This window comes from Amycolatopsis sp. NPDC041971 (genome assembly GCF_055588925.1).
On record NZ_JBVJCE010000013.1, the window covers coordinates 114,186 to 133,016 of the forward strand.

General features: G+C 70.1%; 22 protein-coding genes. 10 read left to right on the top strand and 12 right to left on the bottom strand.

Annotated features, from left to right (window positions below; genetic code table 11):
* Positions 1-7: 7 nt before the first annotated feature.
* On the bottom strand, positions 8-685 hold the full coding sequence (locus tag ACZ6DT_RS24900; protein ID WP_465599376.1) for an anti-sigma factor family protein: 678 nt from the start codon (positions 683-685) through the stop codon (positions 8-10).
* Entirely contained in the window at positions 682-1,281 is a 600-nt protein-coding gene (gene sigE / locus ACZ6DT_RS24905; RefSeq protein WP_465599378.1) for an RNA polymerase sigma factor SigE, read from the bottom strand. The genes ACZ6DT_RS24900 and sigE overlap by 4 nt, the downstream gene beginning before the upstream one ends.
* Positions 1,282-1,481: 200 nt before the next feature.
* Here sigE and ACZ6DT_RS24910 point away from each other — a divergent pair, with 200 nt between their 5' ends.
* Positions 1,482-2,132, top strand: coding sequence for an O-methyltransferase (locus ACZ6DT_RS24910; protein ID WP_465599380.1), 651 nt, complete (start codon positions 1,482-1,484; stop codon positions 2,130-2,132).
* A gap of 13 nt (positions 2,133-2,145) precedes the next feature.
* Here the strand turns inward: ACZ6DT_RS24910 and ACZ6DT_RS24915 are convergent, their stop codons facing one another.
* Entirely contained in the window at positions 2,146-3,351 is a 1,206-nt protein-coding gene (locus ACZ6DT_RS24915; protein WP_465599652.1) for an MFS transporter, read from the bottom strand.
* A 104-nt stretch (positions 3,352-3,455) separates the two neighbouring features.
* Here ACZ6DT_RS24915 and ACZ6DT_RS24920 point away from each other — a divergent pair, with 104 nt between their 5' ends.
* Positions 3,456-4,340, top strand: a complete 885-nt coding sequence (locus ACZ6DT_RS24920) for a LysR family transcriptional regulator (protein ID WP_465599654.1) — start codon at positions 3,456-3,458, stop codon at positions 4,338-4,340.
* A gap of 69 nt (positions 4,341-4,409) precedes the next feature.
* A complete protein-coding gene (locus ACZ6DT_RS24925) occupies positions 4,410-5,021 on the top strand; it encodes a phosphatase PAP2 family protein (protein WP_465599382.1) in 612 nt (203 codons plus the stop codon).
* Between the two features lie 7 nt (positions 5,022-5,028).
* On the opposite strand, the gene ACZ6DT_RS24930 is transcribed toward ACZ6DT_RS24925, so the two are convergent.
* Positions 5,029-6,504: a leucyl aminopeptidase family protein gene (locus tag ACZ6DT_RS24930; protein WP_465599384.1), complete on the bottom strand. Its 1,476-nt coding sequence runs from the start codon at positions 6,502-6,504 to the stop codon at positions 5,029-5,031.
* Positions 6,505-6,594: 90 nt separating this feature from the next.
* Entirely contained in the window at positions 6,595-6,762 is a 168-nt protein-coding gene (locus tag ACZ6DT_RS24935) for a DUF3117 domain-containing protein (RefSeq protein WP_005155393.1), read from the bottom strand.
* Between the two features lie 195 nt (positions 6,763-6,957).
* On the opposite strand from ACZ6DT_RS24935, the gene ACZ6DT_RS24940 reads away from it, so the two are divergent.
* Positions 6,958-7,752 (top strand): enoyl-CoA hydratase/isomerase family protein, encoded by a 795-nt coding sequence (locus ACZ6DT_RS24940; protein ID WP_465599386.1) that lies wholly within the window; start codon positions 6,958-6,960, stop codon positions 7,750-7,752.
* Between the two features lie 109 nt (positions 7,753-7,861).
* On the top strand, positions 7,862-8,347 hold the full coding sequence (locus ACZ6DT_RS24945; protein ID WP_465599388.1) for a hypothetical protein: 486 nt from the start codon (positions 7,862-7,864) through the stop codon (positions 8,345-8,347).
* A gap of 11 nt (positions 8,348-8,358) precedes the next feature.
* Here ACZ6DT_RS24945 and ACZ6DT_RS24950 read toward each other — a convergent pair whose 3' ends face one another.
* From ACZ6DT_RS24950 to ACZ6DT_RS24975, 6 genes are read right to left on the bottom strand one after another with little or no spacing between them, the layout of a single operon-like run.
* A complete protein-coding gene (locus ACZ6DT_RS24950; RefSeq protein WP_465599390.1) occupies positions 8,359-8,928 on the bottom strand; it encodes a DNA-3-methyladenine glycosylase I in 570 nt (189 codons plus the stop codon).
* Positions 8,921-9,370: an SRPBCC family protein gene (locus tag ACZ6DT_RS24955; protein WP_465599392.1), complete on the bottom strand. Its 450-nt coding sequence runs from the start codon at positions 9,368-9,370 to the stop codon at positions 8,921-8,923. Before ACZ6DT_RS24955 ends, ACZ6DT_RS24950 begins: the two co-directional genes overlap by 8 nt.
* On the bottom strand, positions 9,367-9,669 hold the full coding sequence (locus tag ACZ6DT_RS24960; RefSeq protein ID WP_465599394.1) for a DivIVA domain-containing protein: 303 nt from the start codon (positions 9,667-9,669) through the stop codon (positions 9,367-9,369). Before ACZ6DT_RS24960 ends, ACZ6DT_RS24955 begins: the two co-directional genes overlap by 4 nt.
* Positions 9,666-10,337: a permease prefix domain 1-containing protein gene (locus ACZ6DT_RS24965; RefSeq protein ID WP_465599396.1), complete on the bottom strand. Its 672-nt coding sequence runs from the start codon at positions 10,335-10,337 to the stop codon at positions 9,666-9,668. Before ACZ6DT_RS24965 ends, ACZ6DT_RS24960 begins: the two co-directional genes overlap by 4 nt.
* Positions 10,334-10,864: a permease prefix domain 1-containing protein gene (locus ACZ6DT_RS24970; protein ID WP_465599398.1), complete on the bottom strand. Its 531-nt coding sequence runs from the start codon at positions 10,862-10,864 to the stop codon at positions 10,334-10,336. The genes ACZ6DT_RS24965 and ACZ6DT_RS24970 overlap by 4 nt, the downstream gene beginning before the upstream one ends.
* A 43-nt stretch (positions 10,865-10,907) precedes the next feature.
* The gene (locus ACZ6DT_RS24975) at positions 10,908-11,225 is read right to left on the bottom strand and encodes a helix-turn-helix transcriptional regulator (protein ID WP_360095741.1); all 318 of its coding nucleotides are present in this window, start codon (positions 11,223-11,225) and stop codon (positions 10,908-10,910) included.
* Positions 11,226-11,365: 140 nt separating this feature from the next.
* Here ACZ6DT_RS24975 and ACZ6DT_RS24980 point away from each other — a divergent pair, with 140 nt between their 5' ends.
* The 4 genes from ACZ6DT_RS24980 to cydC are packed head-to-tail and all read left to right on the top strand — an operon-like array spanning position 11,366 to position 16,687.
* Positions 11,366-12,544: a cytochrome ubiquinol oxidase subunit I gene (locus ACZ6DT_RS24980; RefSeq protein ID WP_465599400.1), complete on the top strand. Its 1,179-nt coding sequence runs from the start codon at positions 11,366-11,368 to the stop codon at positions 12,542-12,544.
* Between the two features lie 3 nt (positions 12,545-12,547).
* The gene (locus ACZ6DT_RS24985) at positions 12,548-13,540 is read left to right on the top strand and encodes a cytochrome d ubiquinol oxidase subunit II (protein ID WP_465599402.1); all 993 of its coding nucleotides are present in this window, start codon (positions 12,548-12,550) and stop codon (positions 13,538-13,540) included.
* 10 nt (positions 13,541-13,550) lie between these two features.
* Positions 13,551-15,110 carry a thiol reductant ABC exporter subunit CydD gene (gene cydD / locus ACZ6DT_RS24990; protein ID WP_465599404.1) on the top strand — a complete coding sequence of 520 codons (1,560 nt, stop codon included), beginning with the start codon at positions 13,551-13,553 and terminating at the stop codon, positions 15,108-15,110.
* Positions 15,107-16,687, top strand: coding sequence for a thiol reductant ABC exporter subunit CydC (cydC, locus tag ACZ6DT_RS24995; RefSeq protein ID WP_465599406.1), 1,581 nt, complete (start codon positions 15,107-15,109; stop codon positions 16,685-16,687). Before cydD ends, cydC begins: the two co-directional genes overlap by 4 nt.
* On the opposite strand, the gene ACZ6DT_RS25000 is transcribed toward cydC, so the two are convergent.
* The gene (locus tag ACZ6DT_RS25000) at positions 16,666-17,604 is read right to left on the bottom strand and encodes a glucosyl-3-phosphoglycerate synthase (protein ID WP_465599408.1); all 939 of its coding nucleotides are present in this window, start codon (positions 17,602-17,604) and stop codon (positions 16,666-16,668) included. The genes cydC and ACZ6DT_RS25000 overlap by 22 nt on opposite strands.
* Positions 17,605-17,655: 51 nt before the next feature.
* On the opposite strand from ACZ6DT_RS25000, the gene ACZ6DT_RS25005 reads away from it, so the two are divergent.
* A complete protein-coding gene (locus ACZ6DT_RS25005; protein ID WP_465599410.1) occupies positions 17,656-18,330 on the top strand; it encodes a lysophospholipid acyltransferase family protein in 675 nt (224 codons plus the stop codon).
* Positions 18,331-18,831 lie beyond the last annotated feature (501 nt).

Here is an 18,831-nt window from a genome sequence, read left to right on the forward strand (position 1 = left end):
AGCAGGCTCAGCGGGCCGAGACGGGCACGGGCGCGCTCGACGTGCTCGGGCTCGGCGTGGGGCTGCGCGGCGGTTCCGGTCGGGTGCCGCCGCCCAGCTGCGCGGGCAGCAGACCGGCGTTGACCCCCTGCGGGGGCGTGAAGCCGGTGTTCGGCTGTTCTTCGCCGCCGTCACCCGAGGTCGCGACGAGGGCGAGGGCGCTCAGCACCAGACCCGAAACGACGACCCCGGCGCCCTGCGCGTACTTCCGCCGGGTGACGCCGAACCGTCCGCCGCCGAGGACGTTCGGCGACTGGCCCAGCGGTGCCGATGATCCCAGCGGGGTGGTCCCGCCCAGCACTCCGGTGTCACGAAGGCCGGCGACCCTGTCGGGCCGCTGGATGGCCACCAACTGGCCGTCCGCCGTCATCGCCAGGTTGTCCGGCGTGCCGGGAAGTTCGGTGTTCTGCGGGATGGAGCACAGGCTGGCCAGGAAACCCGCCGACATCGACGGAGCTCCCGCCTGCTTCACGGCGTTGACGGCCTGGCGCTGCGCGGAGACTTCGGCCGCGCACGCCTGGCAGCGGGCGAGATGCGCCGAAGCCCTGTCCTGGGCGCCGAGGGACAGCTCGCCGTCCACGAAGGCGACGATGGCGTCCGGAAGCAGATGCGACTCGGGGAGCCCCCAACCTCGCGGTGCGGTCATACCCCCACCTTCGCAGACTCCTGCGCCTCGGCGCGACGGCGCTCCAAAGAAGCGCGAAGCGCCTGGCGGCCGCGGTGGATCCGGCTGCGCACGGTGCCGAGCTTGACACCGAGGGTGGCGCCGATCTCCTCGTACGAGAGGCCTTCGACGTCGCACAGCACGACCGCGGCGCGGAATTCGGGCGGCAACTCGTCGAGCGCGGCCTGCAGGTCCGGGTCGAGATGCGTGTCCGAGTAGACCTGCTCCGGGCTCGGGTCGTCGCCGACGATGCGGTCGGTGTCCTCGGGGAGGCCTTCCATCCGCACGCGCGAGCGGCGGCGGGCCATGTCGAGGAAGAGGTTCGTGGTGATGCGGTGCAGCCAGCCCTCGAACGTGCCGGGCTTGTAGGACGCGAGCGATCGGAAGACCCGGATGAAGGTCTCCTGCGTCAGGTCTTCGGCGTCGTGGGCGTTACCGGTCAGGCGGTACGCCAATCGGTACACGCGGTCGGCGTGCTCACGCACGACCTCGTCCCACGAGGGCGGCGTCCATGCGGCCTCGTCCACCGTCACCGGCGTGACCTGGTCCGCGTGCTGGTCCTGCATCGTTTCCTGCATCGGGGAAGTAGGCACCTCCATCAGCGTCTTCTCCCAACTACTCCACCCAACGCGGGCGATGTGCACGGTGTTCCCGTTGTCGAGGACCAGTCTGTCCGGCCTGCTTATGTTTCTAGTGAGACTGGACTGAGAGGAGGCTGAGAAGTTCGGTAGCAGGGAGTCTTCGCTCTTTTGGCGATAGGCAGCGCTAACCTCCGCGTGTGAATTCCGGGACGCATGCGGGCTCGTCTGCCGAGGCCGCCGACGCCGACCTCGTCGACGGGTACGTCCCCGACGACGAGGTTCTGGCCACCGTGCGGGCGCGGTCGGTCGAGCTGGGATGCGGTCCGCTGAGCGCGGGCGCGGGTGCGACTCTGCGTTTTCTCGCCACGACGCTGCGGGCGAAGGCCGTCGTGGAGGTCGGGACCGGGGCCGGGGTGAGCGGGTTGTGCCTGCTCCGCGGCATGGTCGACGACGGGATCCTCACTTCGATCGACATCGAGCCCGAGTACCACCGGGCGGCGAGGGCGGCGTTCCGCGAGGCCGGCTACCCGCCGGGGCGGACCCGGCTGATCCTGGGGCGCGCGCTCGAGGTCCTCCCCCGGCTCACGCCGGGCGGTTACGACCTGGTGTTCGTCGATTCGGCGCCGATCGAGTACCCGAGTTGCTACGAGCGGGCCGTCTCGTTGCTGCGGCCCGGCGGGATACTGGCGTTCCACAACGTCTCGGGCACGAGGGTGACCGATCCCTCACGGCGCGATCCGGACACCCTGGCGCTGCGTGAGGTCGCGCGGGCCTTCCGGGAGGACGAACGGCTGGTCCCGGCGCTGTTGCCGGTGGGCGGCGGGCTGCTGGTCGCCGCGATCGCGTAGCAAGGGACCTTTGCTATCGCCTCAGCACTCGTTCCGTGAAGGCGGACTTGGGGACCACCGCGACCACGGCCATCGCGGCGATGGCGAGCCAAGCGGCGGTGAGCACGATCAGCCAAGTCCAGCCCGAATGGCCGTAGACGGTCGCGCCGACGTTGCCTCCGACGCTGCTCCCGAGGTAGTACGAAAGCGTGTAGAGCCCGCCGACCTGGCCCCGGGCGTTCTCGGGCGCCTCCGCCGCGGCCCAGCCGTTGGCGACGGCGTGCGCGGCGAAGAACGCGCCGGTCAGCACCACGAAACCGGCGATGACCAGCGGCAGCGAGTCGGACAGCGTCAGCGCGGCGCCCGCGATCGTGAGCAGCAGGGCACCGGCGAGTGCCCGGCGGCGGCCGAACCGGCCGACGAGTTTGCCCGCGGTCCCCGACGAGACCGCGCCCATGGCGTAGGCGAGGAAGACCAGCGACGCGATCGCGGGCGAGAGGTTCAGCGGCTCACCGGTCAGGCGGAACCCGGCGGCGTTGTACAGCGCGACGAACGAGCCCATCGCCAGCAGCGCGACCGCGTACTGGACCAGCAGGACCGGCTTCCGGACCGCGGCGCCGAGCCCGGCCAGCACCGCCCGTCCCTGCTCACGGAGCCGCTCTGACCTGCGACGATCCGCCGAAGTGAGAGCAAAGGTCCCTTGCTCTCCTGGCGGCAGGGCCAGCACCGTGACCACTGCGCAGACCAGGCCGATGCCCGCGACGACGACCAGCGCGCCGTGGTAGCCGAACGGTCCGGCGGTGAATCCGGCCGCGAGCCTGCCGATCATGCCGCCGACGGTGTTCCCGGCGATCATCGCGCCCACCGCGGCCGCGAGCCCGGCCTTGCCGAGCCGTTCCGCGAGGTAGGCCGCGGCCACGCCGGGGAAGCCCGCGATGGCGACCCCTTGCAGCGCCCGCAGCACGAGCAGCACCGGGTAGCCGGGCGCCAGCGGCAGCAGGAATCCCAACACGACCGACGCGACCACCGAAGCGATGATCACCGGACGCCGTCCCACGACCTCGGAGAGCGCCGCGATCGGCAGTACGGCGATCGCGAGGGCGCCGGTCGCGACGCTCACCGCGAGCGAAGCGCCACCGGGATCGAGGTGGTACTGCTCGGCCAGCTGCGGGAGCACCGGCTGCGGCGCATAGAGCAACGCGAAGGAGGAGATCCCGGCCGCGGCGACGGCGATCGTCACGCGGCGGGTGGATCCGGTGGCGGGCACGGCCCGAAGCTAAGCCTGGCTAAACGATACGTCCAATACGATCATCTGCCACAATCGATACCGTGCTGAATGAAAGGATGATCGCCCAGCTAGCCCCTCAGCTCGCGTTGCTCACCGCGCTGCGCCGCACGACGAACGTCACACGCGCGGCCGAACTGCTCGGTGTCCCGCAGCCCACGGTAAGCCGCCGGATCTCGGCGCTCGGCGAGGCTCTCGGCGCGCCACTGACGGTTCCCGACGGCCGCGGCATCCGGCTCACCCGCGCCGCCGAGTTGCTGGCCGAAGCCGCCGAACGGGCACTCGCCGCCGTCGACGCCGGAGTGCGCCAAGCCCGCGAAGAGGTCGACCCCGAATCCGGGCACGTCGTCCTCGGCTTCCTGCACCTGCTCGGCAGGTCGCTGGTGCCCACCTTGCTCCGCGGCTACCGCGCGGACCATCCGGAAGTCCGGTTCACGCTGGTCCAGGGCTCACGTCAGGACGTGGTCGACAGGCTGACCAGCGGCGAACTCGACCTCGCGCTGCTCGCGCCCGCGCCGGTCGACGACCCGCTGCTCGACACCGCCGTGCTCGCCGAGCAGGAGATCTTCCTCTCCGTTCCGACGTCGCACCGCCTCGCCGACCGGCCCAGCGCCGCCATCGAAGACCTCGAGGACGAGGAATTCGTCCTTCTCGAGACCGGTTACGGCCTCCGCACCATCACCGACGACTTGTGCGCAGCGGCCGGCTTCGCACCGAAGATCGCCTTCGAGGGCCAGGAGTCCGACACCGTCCGCGGGCTGGTCGCGGCCGGGCTCGGAGTGGCGCTGCTCCCCCGGTTCGAACCCGGCAGCCCGGCGGGCGTCGCCGAAGTGCCGCTGGTGCCGCCGGTCGGGCGGACCATCGGGCTGGCCTGGCGGCGCGACGTGGTGCTGCCGCCCGCCGTGCTGCGGTTCCGGGAGCGGGTTCGCGCGCAGCCCTGGTGACGATCGTCAGGGTCGATCCCTGCCGTTAGTCCACTCCGGCAGGGGTGCGTTTTCACTAACTTCGGCTGAATGTACGACGACATCGTGGAGTTGGCGGGTGAGAGCCCGAGCTGGCTTCAGGCATCAGGCGTCCTGTTCACCGACGCGGGACTGCTGATCTTCGCCGCCTTGATGGTCTGGGTCTTCTGGCGGGCGCGTACCTCTCCCGCCCGGCTCGCGGTGTCGCTGCTGGTGCCCGCGGCGACCGCGATCGCGTACCTGGTCAGCGAGGCGGCGAAGAGCGTGGTCCGCGAGGACCGGCCGTGCCGGCACCTCGTCACCCTCGTCGAATGCCCGCCGACCGGCGACTGGTCCTTCCCGAGCAACCACGCCACGATCGCCGCGGCGGCCGCCGTCGGACTGGCGCTCGCCTGGCGACGACTCGCGCCGTGGGTGCTCCCGGGCGCCCTGCTGATGGGCTTCTCGCGCGTCTTCGTCGGCGCGCATTATCCGCACGACGTTCTCGCCGGACTCGTCCTCGGCTCCGTCACGGCGTGGCTCGTGTTCCGGTCCCTGAAAGGCCCGGCGACCGGGATCGCTCGCCGTCTCACCGCCCATGCCGGAGACGCGCCGACCCAGCCCATGCCCCGGATGCGCCCACGGGGCGACAGCAAAGGTCCCTTGCTACCGCCCCGCAGGTAACCGCAGGTCAGGCGTAGGACGCGACCAGTTCGACCAGCGTCCGCGCCGCGAAACCGGTGGCTCCGGGCACGACGTCGGCGTAGGTCTTGTCGGCCCGCGCGGGTCCGGCGATGTCGAGATGCGCCCACGGCACGTCACCGACGAACTCCCGCAGGAACAGCGCCGCGACGATGCCGCCGGGACCGCCGGGCGCCTGCCGGACGTCACCGAGCGAACCCTGGACGGACTCGGCGAGGTCCTCCAGCAGCGGCATCCGCCACCACGCCTCGCCGACCCGCTCGCCCGCCTTCGTGAGCCGCTCCGCGAGCGCGTCGTCGGTGGCGAAGACGCCACCGGTGCGGACGCCGAGCGAGACCTTCATGGCGCCGGTCAGCGTCGCCGCGTCGATCACCGCGTCCGGCTTGTGCTTCTTGATGCCGTAGACGAGCGCGTCGGCCAGGACCATGCGGCCCTCGGCGTCGGTGTTGCCCACCTCGGTCGTCTTGCCGCCGTAGTGCCGGACGATGTCGCCGGGCCGGTACGACGAACCGGAAACGTGGTTCTCGGCAGCGGGCACCAGCCCGGTCACCTTGACCGGCAGCCGCAGCGCGGCGATCGCGCGGACCGCGGCGATGACGGCCGCGCCGCCCGCCATGTCGGTGCGCATGAGGTGCATGCCGTCGGCCGGTTTGATCGAAAGACCGCCGGTGTCGAAGGTGATGCCCTTGCCGACCAGCAGCAGATGCGTCGTCGCCCCGCGCGGCCGGTACTCCAGCTCGATCAGCCGCGGCGGCGCGGCCGATCCGCCGCCGACGGCGAGGACGCCGCCGAAGCCCTGCTCCGCCAGCCACTTCTCGTCCCTGGCCATCACGGTCAGGTCGGGAATACCACCGGAAACGCGTGCCGCCGTGTCGGCGAGCCAGGCGGGGGTCTTGATATTCGAGGGCGTGTTCGCCAGGTCGCGCGCGAACGCGGCGGCCGCGGCGAGTTCGCGGATCCGTTCCAGTGCCTTCGCGTACGCGGGCACGGCACGCTCGTGACGGGTGATCAAGCGCACGGTCCGCGGGCTCGGCTTCGGCTCGTCGGCCGTCACGGTGAACCGGTAGCCGCCGAGCAGCAGCCCGAACGCGAGTTCCTCGATGTGCTCGGCGCCCGCGTCCTCTGGCAGTTCGACGGCGAAGGCACGGAACGCCTTCTGGCCCGCCTTGACGTCGTCCTCCAGCGCGGATGTGACGGCGCGGACCAGCGCGGCACCGGCCTTGCGGTACTGCCGCGGCTCACCGTCGCCGACACCCGCCAGCCAGCGGACGCCGCCGGTCGGCACGGTCTGCACGTCCCCGGCCTTGCCGGTGGGCCGCACGCCGCCGATCTCCGCGAGCCCGGCGTCACCGTCCTCTTCGGACGGACCGGCGATCAGCGTGGCCAGCGGCGTACCGCGCCGAAAATCGTCCGAGACCTCGATTTCGAGCAGCTTCCCCGGAACGGGGGGTAGCGGGTTACGCACAGTGAGCGACCTCCGGGCGCAGATGAACCGCGACCCCGGCCTCCGAAGGGAGACCGGGGTGCGGGTGGTTGAACGTTGGTGCGGTCCGGCTCAGCCGGTGACCTCCTGCAAGGCCGCGCCGAGATCCTTCGCTTCTTCCGCGGAGAGTTCGACGACGAGGCGCCCACCACCTTCGAGTGGTACGCGCATCACGAGGCCCCGCCCCTCCTTAGTCACTTCGAGGGGACCATCTCCGGTCCGGGGCTTCATGGCCGCCATAGCGTGCTCCCTCCGTCTCAACCGGCGCGCCCGGGTCGCGCTCGTCAAAGCCAGCCGGGTCTACTGTCCATTGTCCCTCATCAGCGGCCGAGCGCGAACGCGGACCGATCTTTTGCCGCCGTATCGGTGCTGGTATGCGGCTCGCGAGGCTGAAAGACTCCTCTCAGACCGCAGTTTCGCCGACTAGGAGATCCCGTGACCACATCCGACGTTCTGCTGACCGCCGACGCCGATGGCGTGCGCACCTTCACGCTGAACCGGCCGCAGGCGTACAACTCGCTGACCGTCGAACTCAAGGAACTGCTGCTGGCGGGCCTGACCGAGGCCGCGGCCGACGACAGTGTCCGTGCGGTCGTGCTGACCGGTTCGGGCAAGGCGTTCTGCGCCGGGCAGGACCTGAAGGAGCACGTCGGGCTGCTGCAGGCGGGTGACCCGGCGCCGCTACACACGGTCAAGGAGCACTACAACCCGATCGTCAAGACCATCGTCGGGATGCCGAAGCCGGTCATCGCCGCGGTGAACGGCCCCGCCGCCGGCGCGGGCGCGGCCTTCGCCTACGCGAGCGACCTCCGGATCGCCGCGACGTCGGCGAACTTCCTGATGGCGTTCGCGAACGTCGGCCTCGGCCCGGACTCGGGCGCGTCGTGGACGCTACAACGGCTGATCGGTCTCGGCCGCGCGGCCGAGCTGATGCTGCTGGCGCGCACCGTCGACGCCGCCGAAGCGCTGACGCTGGGCCTGGTCAGCGAAGTTGTTCCGGACGAGGAACTGGCCGCCCGCGCGCAGAAGGTCGCCGCGAAACTCGCGGCCGGTCCGACGGTCGCGTACGCGAAGATCAAGAACGTGCTGTCCGTCGCCGCCGAGTCGTCCCTCGAAACCGCGCTGGCGGCCGAGGACGCGGCCCAGACCGCGCTCGGCGCGACGGCCGACCACACCGAGGCCGTCGAGGCGTTCGTCGGCAAGCGGAAGCCGGACTTTCAGGGCAAGTAACCCCTCGCGGCGTGAGAGGAACGGTCCGTTCCTTGCGAAATTTGCAAGGAACGGACCGTTCATAGCGCGCCCGGGACCGGTACCGGACCGCCGCGACTAGCGTCCGGGAGTGATCCCGACCCCGCGCCACCTCCAGGCGACAGCCGCGGAGCACGACCTCGGCGACTGCCTCCATCGCTACCGCCGCAGGCCGGGCGTCGCCGGCACCTTCTTCGCCTTCGCTCCACTAGCGGGCGCTCTGGCCATCGGGATCCGCGAAGGCGACACGACCGGAGCGCTGGCCATAGCGGTGTTCGTGTGGACGCCGCTGTTCCTTTGGTGGTGCCTCTCCACCCGAAGACGCCTCGACGGCGGCCTCTACGTCTTCGACGGCGGTTTCGCCGACGTCCACGGGCGCAAGGTCCGGTACGCGATCACCTGGCCCGAAGTCCGCTCGGTCACCTACAACACCCACTCCCTCTGGATGGGCCTGATTCCCGTCGCGTACGCCACGCACTGCGTGATCGAACTGCGGAATTTCCACCAGATCGAACTCAACGGCAGCTACCGCACGCTGCGAAGACTGGCCGAAGACCTCTACGCCCGCGCCGTCTAGGCCGGACACGGCTAGGCGGCCCGGAAGCAGTCCTGCACGTGGTCGTCGACCATCCCCGTCGCCTGCATCAGCGCGTAACACGTCGTCGGCCCCAGGAACACGAAGCCGCGCTTCTTGAGTTCTTTCGCCATCGCCTTCGACTCGTCGGTGATCGCCGGGACGTCGGCCATCGTGCGGGGCCGGACACGCGCGTCGGGCGCGAACGACCACAGCAGGTCGTCCAGCGAACCGTCGAGTTCCTCGATCGCCCTGGCGTTGTTGATCGCCGCCAGGATCTTGGCCCGGTTCCGCACGATCGAAGCGTCCTCCATGAGACGGGAGACGTCGTCGTCGGTGAAGACGGCGACCTTCTCCGGCACGAATCCGACGAACGCCTTCCGGAACGACTCCCGCTTCCGCAGGATCGTGATCCACGAGAGCCCGGACTGGAACGACTCCAGGCACAGGCGCTCGTACAGCTCCTCGTCGCCATGGAGCGGGACGCCCCATTCGGTGTCGTGGTAGGTCGCGTAATCCGGGGCCGAATTGCCCCACGAGCACCGCTTGATCCCGTCCGCGCCCAGTAGACCCGCCTCAGCCAACCCGGTACCCCTCCGCGTACTTCACGAATTTCCGCAGGCACAGCCGCAGTCCCAGTTCGAAACCCGGTTTCGCGACCGGCCAGCCGAGCCGTCCGACGACGCCGAACGGCGGTCGCAGCTGCTCCGCCCAGACGAACGTCGACGAATGCGGCCCCTTCTCGATCACCTGGAAGACCCCGGTGCCCTGCACGATCTTGCCGAGATGCCGCACGACGCAGCGCAGCGGCGGCTCCCAGCCGGTGATCTCCATGGTGTCGGTGAACCCGATGCCGGCGACGCCGGTGAAGGCCGACAGCTTCGAACCCACACTGCGCCCGTTGCCCTCGATGACCTTGACCTCGGTGCCGAGCATCCATTCGCCCTGGCGTTCCCAGTCGGTCAGCGCGAGCCAAGCCGTCCCGGCCGGTACCGCGACGTCGACGGAGACGACGACCTCGGTCACCTGGCACCCTCGCGCTCGGCCTGCAGTTCCGCGACCTTGGCCCGCAGCTCCTCGATCTCGACGCCGAGCCGCCGCATCACCCAGTCCACTTCGGACATCTTGTAGCCGCGCAGCACCATCTGATAGCGGACGGCGTGGACGTCCTCGGCGGTGATGTCCTCGGCGGGCAGCCTGGTCGGCGAGCTGCCGGGCGGCAGCGGGGCCAGCTCCTCACCCCGGCCGAACACCGCGGCGGCCAGCAGGAACACCACGGCGGCCACCAGCAGCATGACTACGAGGTAGATCAGGGCGGTCGTCACGCCACGATCGTGGCACACGAACGCCAAGATCGTCGCGCCAGCAACGCGAGTCGCACGCTGATCACCACCCAGAACACCATCAGGATCCCGCACGGCACGGACAGGAACAGCCTCGACGCGTCGATGACGCCGGTCGCGATCACCAGCAGCGCCACCGAAAGCAGGTTCAACCCGACGGCCTCGCCGATCAGCACCCCGACGGTCTTGACCAGGCGGGTACCGTCCATCCGCCGGGAGAGCCAGCGCATGCAGACGAGGGCGATCACCCCCAGCACCGGCACGATGAACACCGAACCGTGGGTGAACTGGGCGATGTATTTGTACCAAGCCGGCGTCGGTGCGAGCTGCGACCAGTCCCCGAAGGTCCATTTGCGGGCGAACTCCCAGGCGAGCTGCATCATCGGCACGCCGATGATCAGCTTCCAGAGGGTGCGGGTGCCACTGTGCATCCCCAGTTCGGCCTGATAGTCCCTGGCGATCAGATGCACCGGCCCGAACTCGTCGACCGCGCGCCGTTGTGCCTCGTGCTCGCTCCAGCCACCGTCGCGGTACGCGTCGGCGGCGTCGTTGAGACCGTCCCTCGCCTCGCGCAGCAAATCCCGCTTCGCCGACGCCGGGCCGTCCAGCCGGGTGCGCAGCTCACCGAGATAAGCCTCGATCACCGTCATGCCGTGGTTCCCCCGAAACTCCGCGCGGCGACCGTGAGCCGCGTGCTGAACAGGATCCCCGCCCCGGACAGGACCGCGCACGGCACACTGACGAACAGGCGGGCCGGTTCCAGCAGCCTGGCGACCGCGACGGCCGGGGACAGGGCCGCCAGCGTGTCGGCCGTGCTGATCGCGCGGTGATACCAGGACCGCGGGGCGCCGGGTTTCGACCATTCGCCGAAGCTCGGCACCCGCACGAGATCCCAGCCGAGGATCAGCGGCGGGACACCGACGATGACCTTCCACAGGGTGCCGATGACGCCACGCAACGCCAGTTCGGCCTGATAGTCGCGCGCGATCAGGTCGGCCGGGCCGAAGTCGGCGACGGCACGGTGTTCGGCTTCAGCTTCCTCGGCGCCACCCTCGCGATACGCCGCCGCGGCGTCGATCAGACCGTCCTTGGCCTCGGTGAGCGGATCGGCCTTCGCCCTCGCCGACCCGTTCAACCGGCTGTCCAGATCGCCGAGGTAGCAGTCGATCGCGCTCATGCCGTGCTCCCCCAAGCTCGAGGTTCTCTTTCCCGCCGAGGGCTCATTGGAGCAGTACACCGCCGATCACACTCGTGAACTCCTGCCACTCCGCCCGTTCCGCCGCCAGCGCCTTCTGCCCGGAGCGGGTGAGCTTGTACGTACGACGTTTGCGACCGGAGACGACGTCCCATTCGCTGGCGAGGAATCCGGCGCGCTCCAACCGGCGAAGCGCCGGGTAGACGGTGCCCGTCGGCAGGTCGAGCGCACCGTCGCTGCGGAGCTGGAGCGCCTCGATGATGGCGTACCCGTGGAGCTTCCGGCCGTCGAGGACGGCGAGGAGCAACGCGTCGAGGTGCCCGCGCAGACTGTCGGCCTTCATAGATAGACAGTCTACACATCGCCGCCTACCAGGGTAGCCGTGACTTTCCCGGACCGGCCTCAGGGAATGTCCCGGAGATCACCCCGATTTCATAGATTTAGTGGCTACATGTAGCCAGCCTACGTATACAGTGCTCCGACATGGACGCACTCCCGATCGCGAGACTCCAGTTCGCGACGACGACCTCGTTCCACTTCCTGTTCGTGCTGCTCACACTGGGGCTCGTGACACTCGTCGCGGTGATGCAGACACGCTCCGCGTTCGGTGGCAAGCCGGAACTCGCGCGGATGACCCGTTTCTGGGGCAAGCTTTACGTGATCAATTACGCGCTGGGAATCGTCACCGGAATCGTGATGGAATTCCAGTTCGGACTCACCTGGACGGGCCTGTCCGCGGTCGCGGGTGACGTCTTCGGCGCACCGCTGGCCATCGAGACGCTGGTGGCGTTCTTCGCCGAATCGACCTTCCTGGGGCTGTGGATCTTCGGCTGGGGGCGGCTGAACAAATGGGTCCACCTGACACTGATCTGGCTGGTCACGCTGACCGCGTACGCCTCGGCGCTGTTCATCATGGTGGCCAACTCGTTCCTGCAGAACCCGGTCGGCACGCACGCCGAGAACGGCGTGCTGAAACTCGACGACTTCGGCGCGCTGTTCACCAACCCGGCGCTGACGATGTCGCTGCCGCACGTGCTGAGCGCGGCGCTGATGACCGGCGGCTTCTTCGTGGTCGGCGTCAGCGCGTACCACTTCATCAAGCGCACCACGGAGATCGAATTCTTCCGGCGTTCCCTGCGGATCGGCGTGCTCACCTCACTGGTCGGCAGCACGCTGGTGATCGGCTTCGGCTTCGCCCAGTTCGGTCCGCTCGGGGAGTACCACCCCGACAAACTGGAAGGAACGGATCCCGTCGTCGGCGCCTCGCTGGGCTTCATGATCCAGATCGGGTTCATCGCCTTCCTCGCCTCGATCCTCGGCACCCTGCTGCTGTTCCGGAACTGGATCACCAAGGTGCGCCCGCTGTTGTACGTGATGGTGCTGGCCATTCCGCTGCCGTTCGTCGCGGGGATCCTCGGCTGGCTGGTGCGCGAGATCGGCCGTCAGCCGTGGCTGATCCGCGGGCAGCTGACCACCGCCGACGCCGTCGCGTCCATTCCGGCGGGACAGGTCCTGTTCTCCTTCATCGCTTTCACGCTGTTGTTCCTGATGCTGGCGATCGCCGACTGGGTGCTGATGTCACGGGTCGCGAAACGCGGCCCGGAACCCGTCGAAGAGGCGGCCGCGCCGCGCACCGAGCTTCCCGTCCTGAGCGGAGTCTGACCGATGGTGATCCTCTGGTGGTGTGTGCTCGGTTTCCTGACCGCGGGCTATTTCGCGCTGGCAGGCTACGACTACGGCGTCGGGATGCTGCTCGGCAGGATCGGCCGCGACGAGGCCGGGCGGCGGCGCGTGCTCGGCGCCTTCGGCCCGTTCTTCCTGGCCAACGAGGTCTGGCTGGTGGCCGCGGTCGGCGTCCTGTTCGGCGCTTTCCCGCATCTGGAGGGAAAAGTCTTCTCCGGCGCCTACCTCCCGGTCGTCATCCTGCTGCTCGGACTCGTCACGTTCACCGCGGCGGTGCAGTTGCGCGGCAGGCGGCCGGACGCCGGCCGCGGCGCCTGGACGCTGGCGATCACCGTCGGCGCCTGGGTGACGGCGGCGTCGTGGGGTGTGTTCCTCGGCAATCTCGTCCTCGGGCTGCCACTCGACGCGGCCGGGAAACCGACCGGCGGCACCCTCGCTTCGTTCGATCCGTACGCGCTGCTCTGGGGTGCCGGGTTCGTCGCGCTGTTCGCCTTGCAGGGAGCGGCTTTCCTCGCCGTGCGGGCACCCGCCGAGTTCACCGTCCGCGCGAACCGGATCGCCAGGGCGCTGTTCGCGCCGGCGCTCGCGTTCCTGGTCGTGGCGGTCGGCTGGGGCGCCTTCGAGACCACCGCGTCGTGGACCGTGCTGCCCGCGATCGTGCTGGCGTTCGGCGCCTTGGGCCTCGCGTACACGGCTTTGCGCGCGGGGCGGCACAAGACGGCGCTGGTCGCCACGATGACCCTGTCCGCGTCGCCGGTGCTGGCCGTCGGAACCCTGCGCCTGCCGGACGCCCTGGTGTCCTCTGTGGACGGCGGATTCTCGCTGAGCCTCACGGAAGCGGCCGGCAGCACCGAGATGCTCGGCCTGCTCACCGTCGTCCTGCCTCCCGCGCTGGTCGCGATCGCCGCCGTGCAATGGGTGACCTGGCGCCGGAACGACGACCGCGTCGACCAGCGTTCCCTGCTGCACTTCTAGGAGCCTTGAGATGCCTCCCCTTCCCGGATTGCGACGCCATTTCGGCGTGCTGGCCGTCCTCGGAACGCTGACCGCCGCGGCGATCCTCGTCCAGGCGGACGGCCTCGCGACGTTGCTCACCGGCGGCGGGGTGACCTGGACGCTCGTGGCCGCCATCGCGGTACGGGTGTTGCTCGCGGGCGTCCAAGGTTCGCTCGGCGGCCGGTTCGCGGCGACGGTCAAGGCCGGGTCGCGCAAACGGCTTCTCGGTGCGGAGGCGGAGAATCCTGGCGAGGTCGCGACCCTGGTGACCAAGGGAATCGACGCCGGCGACGCCTACCTGACCGGCTATCTGCCGACGCTGGTGCTGTCGGCGATCGTGCCGGTCGCGGTGCTCGTCCGGCTGTTCGCCGCGGATCTGTCGTCGGCGCTGATCATCCTCGCGACACTGCCGCTGATCCCGGTGTTCGCGATCCTGGTCGGGCAGCACACCAAGGCGAAGACCGCCAAGCAGTGGTCTCTGCTTTCCAAGCTGGGCGGGCATTTCCTCGACGTCGTGCGCGGACTCGGCACGCTCAAGGTGTTCGGCCGCGCCGAGGCGCAGGCGAAGACGGTGCGGGCGATGGCGGACGCGCATACGGACGCGACGATGCGCACCTTGCGGGTCGCGTTCCTGTCCGCGCTGGTACTGGAACTGGTGGCGACACTTTCGGTGGCGCTGGTCGCGGTGCCGATCGGCTTCCGGCTGCTCGAAGGCGGCATGATCGTGCACACCGCCGTGCTGGTGCTGCTGCTCGCACCGGAGGCCTACCTGCCGCTGCGGGCGGCCGGGGCGAAGTTCCACGCCAGCGCGGAAGGGCTCGCCACGCTGCGGGAAGCGCTGGCAGTCCCCACGGAGGAGGTCGTCCACGGTTCGCGGGTGGCCGGCCGCGGTGCGCCGCGGATCGTGCTGGAGAAGGTGAGCGTCGCGTACTGCGAAGAGAACGTGCTGTCCGAAGTGGACATGACGATCGAGCCGGGTGAGCACGTCGCGCTCGTCGGCCCCAGCGGTTCCGGGAAGAGCACGTTGCTGGCGGTCCTGCTGGGGTTCGTGACGCCGACGTCCGGCAGGGTCCTCGTCGACGGCGTCGACCTGCGCGAACTGGATCCGGCGCGGTGGCGGGCCGGGACGGCGTGGGTGCCGCAACGGCCGACGCTGTTCACCGGCACCGTCGAGGAGAACATCGCCATGGGCCGGGTGCCGGACGTCCAGGCGGCGGCTCGCGCGGCGGCGTTCGACGAGGTCGCGCGCGGCCTGCCCGATGATTACCGGACGCGGATCGGCGAGCTCGGCGCGCCGCTTTCGGCCGGGCAGCGGCAGCGGCTCGGCCTCGCCAGGGCGCTGGCCCGCACGGAGGCAGGGCTCGCGTTGCTCGACGAACCGACCGCCAGGCTCGACGTGGAAACCGAGGCGGCCGTGCTCGGCGCGACCCGCGAACTGCTCACCGGCCGGACCGCGGTACTCGTCGCCCATCGGCCCGCCATGGCCGCGCTGGCCACCCGCGTCCTCGAAGTCCGCGATGGCGCCATAACAGAACGGGAACTGGTGTGAACGTCTGGGGTGTGTCCACAAAGGACGTCGTCCGACTGGTCCGTGCCGGGCTGATCGGGGCCGGGGCGGAGCTGGCCGGGCCGGCGTTGATGGCGACCGCCGCGTGGCTGCTGCTGAAGGCGGCCGAACAGCCACCGCTGGCATCGCTCACGGTGGCGATCGTGGCCGTCCGGACGCTGGCCTTGGTGCGTGGCGGATTGCGTTACGCGGAACGGCTCGCCGGGCACGAGGTCGTCTTGCGTTATCTCGGCGCCCTGCGGACCCGTGTGTACACGTCTTTGCTGCCGCACCGGGTCTCCCGGCATTCCGGCGGTGACCTCGTCACGCGTCTGGTGTCCGATGTGGACGCCGTGCAGGACGCGATCCTGCGCTGCCTGCTGCCCGCCGGGGTGGCCGCGTTCGTGGGCTCGGTGTCGACCGGGGTCGCGCTGATCATCAGCCCGGCGGCCGGACTCGTCCTGGCGCTCGGGCTCGCCGTCGCCGGGATCGGGTTGCCGTGGCTGTGCGTGCGGATCACCCGCGCGGAGGCGGAGAAAAGCGCTCCGGCCCGCGCGGACCTCGCCGAACGGTCGGTCGAGCTGATCACCGGGCGATGGGAGCTGATCGCCTACGGTGTCCACGAATCCACTGTGGACGCCGCGCACGCCGCTGTCGACGCCCTCGCTTCGAGGGATCGGGCGACGGCCGACCGCACGAGCCTGCTGACCGCGACCGGGATCCTTGTCCAGCTGCTGACCTGCGTCACGATCGCGTTGACCGCCGGGGTTTCCCGGCCGCAGACGGCGGCACTGGCCCTGGGCGCGCTGGCCGTGTTCGAGCTGGTCCTCCCGCTGACCGCGGCCGCCCAGCGCTGGGTCGAGGTCCGCGCGTCGGCCGAGCGGGTGCGCACGCTGCTGACCGAACCGCCGTCCGAGCGCGGAACCGCGGTGCCCGAGCCGGGACACCTGCGGCTCGAAGGGGTCGGCGTTCGCTTTGACGGCAGGGCCCCGGCGCTGGACGGCGTCGACCTCGATCTGCCGCCGGGCAAACGGGTCGCAATCCTCGGACCGAGCGGGGCCGGGAAGACGACGTTGCTGAACGTGCTGCTGGGTTCCGTGGCGCCGACTTCCGGGCGCGCACTGCTGAACGGCAAGCCGCTTGAGGAGTACGACCCGGCGTTGCTGCCGTCGGTGATCTCCGGCGCGCTCGCGGACGCGCACGTCTTCCACACGACCGCCCGGGAGAACCTGCTGCTCGCGAAGCCCGGCGCTCCTGACTCGCAGCTGCTCTCGGCGTGCGCGACGGCGGGGTTCGATCTGCCGCTGGACCGCGAGGTCGGCTCCGACGGCGACGCGCTGTCAGGCGGGCAACGTCAGCGGCTCGTGCTCGCGCGGGCGGTGCTGGCCGCGCCCCCGGTGCTCGTGCTGGACGAGCCTGTCGAGGGGCTGGATCCGGAGCATGGCGACGCCGTCCTGGCGGACGTGCTCGCGGCCGCACGCGGCACCGTCGTCCTGGTGACCCATCGTGAGTCGCAGGTGGCCGGGTTCGACGAGGTCCTACACCTGAATGCGATCAGTCAGGCGCAGCCTGTCCCTTGAGGGCGGTGGGGCGAGGTCTGGGCCAAGCCGCGCACGTCCCGCATCGGCGGCCGGTCACTCACCGACACCTCGGCGACCTCCGGCAGCCATTCGTCGGCTGAAGGCACGAACTGGGTGAGGTGGGCCGGGTCGTCGGACTTGATGCCGCAGCGCGCGAGCGCCGTCCCGAGGATCTGGCGCGCCATCACACCCAGCTGAAGCAGCGAGCGGTTGCGATGCTTGCGTACGCCGAGGTTGACCTGCGCCAGCCCTTCAAGGCCGTAACGCGCTTCGGCGTCGAGGATGAGCCCGATCTCGACGCCGTACCCGGCGGCGAAGGGCACGGACTCGAGGAAGTCGCGCGTCGCGGCGTACTCGCCGCCCAAGGGCTGGATGAGCCCCGAGAGCGAAGGGCGCAGCGCCGAGAGGACCGGTCGCGCCAGCAGTTCGGTGACCCGGCCGCCACCGCTGCTCTCCAGTCGCAGCGGCCGCCGGTAGAACCCCTTGACCAGGTGGACGCCGTCCTCGCAGAGCAGCGGCCCGAGCAGCGTGGGCACGAACGCCGGATCCGGGTCGACGAGGTCGGAGTCGAGGAACACGACGACGTCACCGGTCGTCGCGGCGAGCGACCGCCACAGCACCTCGCCCTTGCCCGGCACCGGCGGCAGGTCGGGGAGCACGTCCTCGCGGTGCACCACCCGCGCGCCGGCGCGGGCGGCGAGCTCGGCCGTGGCGTCGGTGGACCCGGAGTCCATCACCACCAGGTCGTCGACGACCGTGCCCAGCAACGGCCGGACCGTGCCGACGACTTCGGCGACGGTGTCCTCTTCGTCGAGCGCCGGTAGCACGACCGAAACCGTCCGGTCACCCTTCGCGGCGACGATGTCGTCGAGCGTCCACTCGGGGTTCTGCCACGTGCGCCGCTCGAACCAACTCATGAGTAGTGATCGTGCCATGCTGGAGTCCGACACCCTGTCGATGGAGGAACCTTGCTACCGCTACTCGTCCGATTCGTGCTGGGCCCGCTGGTCAGGGCGCTGTATCGCCCCGACATCCGCGGCGTGGAGAACATTCCCGCGACCGGGCCGGTGCTGCTGGCACCCAACCACCGGGCGGCCTTGGACACCGGCGTGATCACTTTCACGGCGATGCGGCAGGTCAAGTTCCTCGGCAAGGCGGAGTACTTCACCGGCCGCGGGCTCAGGGGCAAACTGATGGCAGGTTTCCTGGGCGGCCTCGGCTACGTCCCGGTCGAACGCGGCAACGCGCAGGCCGGTCTCGCCGCGCTGGAAGCGGCGCGGAAGGTGCTCGACGCGGGCGGCGCGTTCGCGATCTACCCCGAGGGCACCCGCTCGCTGGACGGACGGCTGCACCGCGGCCACACCGGTGTCGCCGCACTGGCGCTGGCGACCGGCGCGAAGGTCGTGCCCGTCGCCCTTTCCGGCACCGAAGACCTGCAGCCCACCGGGAAACGCATCCCGCGGCGGGCGAAGATCACCGTCACCTACGGCTCGCCTCTGGACTTCTCGCGGTACGAGGGACAGGACTCGTCGCCGGCGATCCGGCGCTCGGTGACCGACGAGATCATGTACGCGATCCTGGAGCTTTCGGGGCAGGAGTACGTCGACTCGTATCACAAACGCCCTGATCAGAGCGCTGCCTGACGGTTCGGCGATAGCAAAGGTCCCTTGCTCTCCCGCTGCTCGCGCCCCCTGACTCGCCGACTTGCCGCCTCGCCGACCCGCCGCTGCAAGTTGGACATTGGCGACCAACGGGCCTTCTAGCGCATTCCGGGCAGTAGCTGAATCGGTGAAGTGCCGGGAAGACCTCCTTCGCTACCACTCAAGGTAGTGAAGGAGGCCTTCACGGACTCTGGGTCCCTCAGGGGGCCCTTCACGGACCTGCCGGTCACCCCAGAAACCCCAGGCACACCAGTGACCCCACCCGTCACAAGCAGCGCGCGGGAACGCGCCCTTCGCGCCAGCCCAAGTACATGAAGGCCCCCTTCACGGCACTAGGCGCAGTGTAAGGGGGCCTTCATGTACCGAAGCAACGCCAGCAGGAGCCCCCGGGGGGGGGGGGGGGGGGGGGGGGGGGGGGGGGGGGGGGGGGGGGGGGGGGGGGGGAGAAAAAACACCCACCCCCCACACCACCCCCACACCACC

What these genes read in the sequence shown, in the direction of transcription:
- ACZ6DT_RS24900 (WP_465599376.1), bottom strand. Translation starts at nt 685, where the DNA reads ATGACCGCACCGCGAGGTTGGGGGCTCCCCGAGTCGCATCTGCTTCCG.
- sigE (WP_465599378.1), bottom strand. Translation starts at nt 1,281, where the DNA reads ATGCAGGAAACGATGCAGGACCAGCACGCGGACCAGGTCACGCCGGTG.
- ACZ6DT_RS24920 (WP_465599654.1), top strand. Translation starts at nt 3,456, where the DNA reads ATGATCGCCCAGCTAGCCCCTCAGCTCGCGTTGCTCACCGCGCTGCGC.
- ACZ6DT_RS24925 (WP_465599382.1), top strand. Translation starts at nt 4,410, where the DNA reads ATGTACGACGACATCGTGGAGTTGGCGGGTGAGAGCCCGAGCTGGCTT.
- ACZ6DT_RS24935 (WP_005155393.1), bottom strand. Translation starts at nt 6,762, where the DNA reads ATGGCGGCCATGAAGCCCCGGACCGGAGATGGTCCCCTCGAAGTGACT.
- ACZ6DT_RS24965 (WP_465599396.1), bottom strand. Translation starts at nt 10,337, where the DNA reads ATGACGGTGATCGAGGCTTATCTCGGTGAGCTGCGCACCCGGCTGGAC.
- ACZ6DT_RS24970 (WP_465599398.1), bottom strand. Translation starts at nt 10,864, where the DNA reads ATGAGCGCGATCGACTGCTACCTCGGCGATCTGGACAGCCGGTTGAAC.
- ACZ6DT_RS24975 (WP_360095741.1), bottom strand. Translation starts at nt 11,225, where the DNA reads ATGAAGGCCGACAGTCTGCGCGGGCACCTCGACGCGTTGCTCCTCGCC.
- ACZ6DT_RS24980 (WP_465599400.1), top strand. Translation starts at nt 11,366, where the DNA reads ATGGACGCACTCCCGATCGCGAGACTCCAGTTCGCGACGACGACCTCG.
- ACZ6DT_RS24985 (WP_465599402.1), top strand. Translation starts at nt 12,548, where the DNA reads ATGGTGATCCTCTGGTGGTGTGTGCTCGGTTTCCTGACCGCGGGCTAT.
- cydD (WP_465599404.1), top strand. Translation starts at nt 13,551, where the DNA reads ATGCCTCCCCTTCCCGGATTGCGACGCCATTTCGGCGTGCTGGCCGTC.
- ACZ6DT_RS25000 (WP_465599408.1), bottom strand. Translation starts at nt 17,604, where the DNA reads ATGAGTTGGTTCGAGCGGCGCACGTGGCAGAACCCCGAGTGGACGCTC.